The organism is Polyangium fumosum, assembly GCF_005144585.1.
In the GTDB taxonomy this organism is placed as follows: domain Bacteria; phylum Myxococcota_A; class Polyangia; order Polyangiales; family Polyangiaceae; genus Polyangium; species Polyangium fumosum.
Window position 1 is genome coordinate 1 of the sequence record NZ_SSMQ01000167.1, and the last position, 4,041, is coordinate 4,041.

At 68.3% G+C, this 4,041-nt stretch carries 2 protein-coding genes; both read left to right on the forward strand.

All coding sequences use genetic code 11. From position 1 onward, the window contains the following. Positions 1-266 precede the first annotated feature (266 nt). Positions 267-2,231, forward strand: coding sequence for a 3-hydroxyacyl-CoA dehydrogenase/enoyl-CoA hydratase family protein (locus tag E8A74_RS51475; RefSeq protein WP_136936557.1), 1,965 nt, complete (start codon positions 267-269; stop codon positions 2,229-2,231). Positions 2,232-2,245: 14 nt separating this feature from the next. Further along, a complete protein-coding gene (locus tag E8A74_RS51480; protein WP_170230028.1) occupies positions 2,246-3,529 on the forward strand; it encodes a thiolase family protein in 1,284 nt (427 codons plus the stop codon). The last annotated feature ends 512 nt before the right edge of the window (positions 3,530-4,041 follow it).

Consider the following 4,041-nt stretch of genomic DNA (forward strand, 5'->3'; position numbering starts at 1 on the left):
CGGCAGGGCGTCGCCGGTCTTGACCCCCGGCTGTTCGATGAACTGCGCATCGCGCAGTTCATCGTCCTGGGTCCAGCGCCTCGCTGGTCCGGGTCCCGGGGCGGACAGCCCCGGGTGGGGCCTGGGGCAACGCCCCAGCACAGCGGCCCCAAGGGGAAGGACCGCGCCGAGCCTTGGCGCCGCGGCCTTCTGGTGATAAGGGCCGGCCCTGCTTCGGAGGCACCCGGCCCGCGGGCCGCCCCGACGCGCCGGAGGTGTTCTCACACATGATCGTTGGCGTGATCGGCTCGGGATCGATCGGCCCGGATCTGGCGTACGGCTTCGTATCTGCCATCGCCAGGGAAGGTGGCCGCGTTTATTTGCACGACATCAAGCAAGAGGCGCTCGACGCGGGCATGGCTCGTATCGGGACCTATGTGACGAAGGCCCTTGCCCGCGGCAAGCTCTCCGAGAGCGCCGCGCGCGCCGTGAAAGAGGCCCTCGTCCCGACCCTCTCCCTCGCGGACCTCGCCGCGTGTGATTACGTCCTCGAGGCTGCGACCGAGGATCTCCCCATCAAGCGCAAGATCATCGCCGCGCTGGAGGCCACGGTCCGGCCCGACTGCCTGATTGGCTTCGCCACGAGCGGCATCCCGCGCGCCGAGATCGCGAAAGGGGCGAAGCACCCCGAACGTTGCTTCGTGAATCACCCCTTTTATCCTGCGTGGCGCGCTCTCCCGGTCGAGGTCGTCCTCTCGGGGGACGACACGTTCGGCGAGCGGATGATCCGCACGCTGGAGAAGCTCGGCAAGGTCCCCATCATCACGGCGGACGTCGCGTGTTTCGCGGCCGACGACATTTTCTGCAATTACGTCTCCGAGGCCGCGCGTATCGTCGCGGAGGGCGTGGCGACGCCGGCGCAGGTCGACGCGATCGTCAACGACGCGATCGGCGGCGGTGGCCCGCTCAACGTGATGGACTTGACCCGGGGCAACCTGCTCACGGTCCATTGCCAGGAGCTCATGCGGGATGCGCCCACGGGCAGCGCTTGGTTCGAGCCGCCGGCCATTCTGCGCGAGGTCGGCAATCGCCCCTGGCACGACCCGAAGAACCGCGGCGACGGCCGGTACGACGCGGCGCTCGGCAAGACGGTCCTCGATCGCATCCTCGCCGTGCTCTTCGCGCGCACCTATTTCGTCGCCGACGAGAACATCTGCGCCCCCTCGGACCTCGACTGGCTCACGCGTATGTCGCTCGGCTTCCGCAAGGGCCTGCTCTCGCTCGCCGAGGAGTTCGGCATCGAGCGCGTGCACGCCGTGTGCACCACGTACGCCGCCGCGCATCCGGGATTCCACGTCCCGAAGAGCATCACCGAGAAGAACCTCCCGCGCTTCCGCAAGAACGTCGTCGTCACGCGGGACGGCGACCTCGCGCTCGTCTCGGTGCGCAGGCCCGAGGTGCGCAATGCGTTGAACCGCGAGACGCTCTCCGAGATCGAGGCGTCGATGAAGGAGCTCGCCGCGGACGACACGGTCAAGGGCGTGATTTTCACGAGCCAGGACGGCGCGCTCGCGGGCGCGGACATCGGCGAGCTCGCCTCGCTGAAGACGCCGGCCGATTGCGAAGCCATCTGCCATTTCGGCCACGCGGTGCTGGGCACGATCGCCTCGATGAAGAAGCCCGTCGTGGCGGCGCTCAATGGCCCCGTCCTCGGCGGCGGCGCCGAGATTTCGATGGCGTGCCACGGCCGCGTCGTCGGCCCGGAGCTCGTCCTCGGCCAGCCCGAGGTGAACCTCGGCATCATCCCCGGTTATGGCGGCACGCAACGATTGCCGCGGCTCATCGGCTTCGAGCGCGCGCTCGACCTCCTCCGCACGGGCCGCTCGGTCGGCGCGAAGGAAGCACACGCCTGGGGCTGGGCCACGATCGCCCCCGTGAAGGATTTCCTCGGGGAGGCGAAGACCCTCGTGCAGAAGCACCTCGCGGGCGAGATCAAGCTCGCGCCCGTCGACGCGGCCCCGATCGCGGTCCCCGAAAAACTCCCCGCCACGGACCTCGGCCATCATTCGCGGGCCATCGACGCGATTCTGGTCTCCGTCGTCCGCCGCGGCAATGCCTTGCCGCTCGCCGAGGGCCTCGCGCTCGAAGCGAAGGGCTTCGGGCAATGCAAGGAGACGGTCGACCTCGACATCGGCATGAAGAACTTCATCCAGAACGGCCCGCGTGTACCGGCGGCGTTCCTCCACGAATGAGATCGGAGCGTTCGATGAGCAAGGAGACCAGCATCGTCATCCTCGACGGCGGGCGTCGCACCCCGCGCGCCGACATCCTCGTGGACAACAAGGCCCCGGGCCTCTTCTCGCGTTTCTCCACGACCCAGCTCGGCGGCATGGCCATCAAGGCGACGCTCGGGCACACGAAAATCGACCCTGGCCTCGTGGGCCACGTGGTGATGGGCATGGCCCAGCACAGCCACCGGGACTCGATTTACGGCGCGCAAGGCATGCGCTGGCGTGGCGGCCTCGGCAAAGACGTCCCGGCCCTCACGGTCGCGCGCATTTGCGGCAGCGGCGCCGAGGCGATCTGCGTCGGCGCGGAGATCCTCCTCGCGGGTCTGCGCAACGACGAGGAGCGCCCGTTCACCGTGGTCGGCGGCGCCGAGAGCATGCAATACCCCTTCTGCCTCTACGATTACCGAGGCAAGAAGGTCGGCGCAGCGACGCAGAAATACGGCCCCATCGAGGCGAAGGGCCTGCCCGCGGGCACGCACCTGCAGGACATGCTCCTCATGAGCCTCTACGACCCGAGCGCGAAGATGGCCATGGCAAACACGGCCGAGGAGCTCGGTCGTCGGTATGGCATCCAGCGCGAGGAGGCCGACGCATTCGCCTACCGCTCCCACAAGAACGCGAAGGCCGCCCGCGACGCAGGCCATTTCGACGAGGAGATCGAGCCAGTCGCGCTCCCCGCAGACGACGGCGGAGATCCCACGGTCCTCAAATACGACACGCACATCCTCGAAGATCCGAGCCCCGCAAAGATGGGGCGCCTGCCGCCCGCCTTCGAGGCAGGCGGCATCATCACGGCAGGCAACGCGAGCGCAGTCGTCGACGGCGCGGCGGCGATGCTCATCGGCAAAGAGTCAGACGCCGAGCGTCACGGCGCACGCCCGCTCGCACGCATCGCGGGCATGGGCGTCGCCGCGTGCGACCCGCAAATCATGGGCTGGGGCCCCGTCCCCGCCGTGAAAAAAGCGCTCGCGAAGGCAGGCATCACGGGCAAGGACGTCGACATCGTCGAAATCAACGAAGCGTTCGCCCCCCAAGCGATCGCCTGCGTCCGTGATTTCGAAAAAATGGGCATCGACCCGGAGCGCGTGAACCCGATGGGCAACGCCATCGCGCTCGGCCACCCGCTCGGCGCAACAGGCGCAATCCTGACGCTCACGTGCGCCTACGCGCTGCGCCGGACGAAGAAGCGCTACGGCATCGTGACGATGTGCATCGGCGGCGGCCAAGGCATCGCGCTCGTGCTCGAGTCGATGGGCTGAGGCGTCTCACGCGCAAGCCGTCGCGCCGGGGCGCTGCCCCGGACCCCGCGGGGGCTGTTCGCCCCTCGACCCGAACCAGGGCCAGCCCTGGACCTCTAAGCATCGACTGCGCGAAGCGCAGTCGATGCGGGGAAATCATTAGTAACTGTCCGCCCCCCTTTGCAGGGCCAGCCCTGGACCGAAGGTGGAAGAACTGCGCGATGCGCAGTTCTTCCAGCGGGCCGGTGGCAAGACCATCGGGAGCGTGCGGCCGAGTCTCCGGACACACGACGTCGTGCCTCGGAGGAACGAGGGCGTGCCTCGGAGGCATGCGGCCGAGTCTCCGGACACACGACCTCGTACCTTGGAGAGACGACGTCGTGCCTCGGAAGCGTGCGGCCGAGTCGGTACAGACCGGCTACCTGGGTAACAGGGTAGACCGGGAGCCTGGGTGACAGTTAGTTGCCCTACGGTCGACAGGTCTGGCGAGACCTGGGCATGCCCTGGAGGGAGAGCCGTGTCGTGGAGGAGCG

What these genes read in the sequence shown, in the direction of transcription:
- E8A74_RS51480 (WP_170230028.1), top strand. Translation starts at nt 2,246, where the DNA reads ATGAGCAAGGAGACCAGCATCGTCATCCTCGACGGCGGGCGTCGCACC.
- E8A74_RS51475 (WP_136936557.1), top strand. Translation starts at nt 267, where the DNA reads ATGATCGTTGGCGTGATCGGCTCGGGATCGATCGGCCCGGATCTGGCG.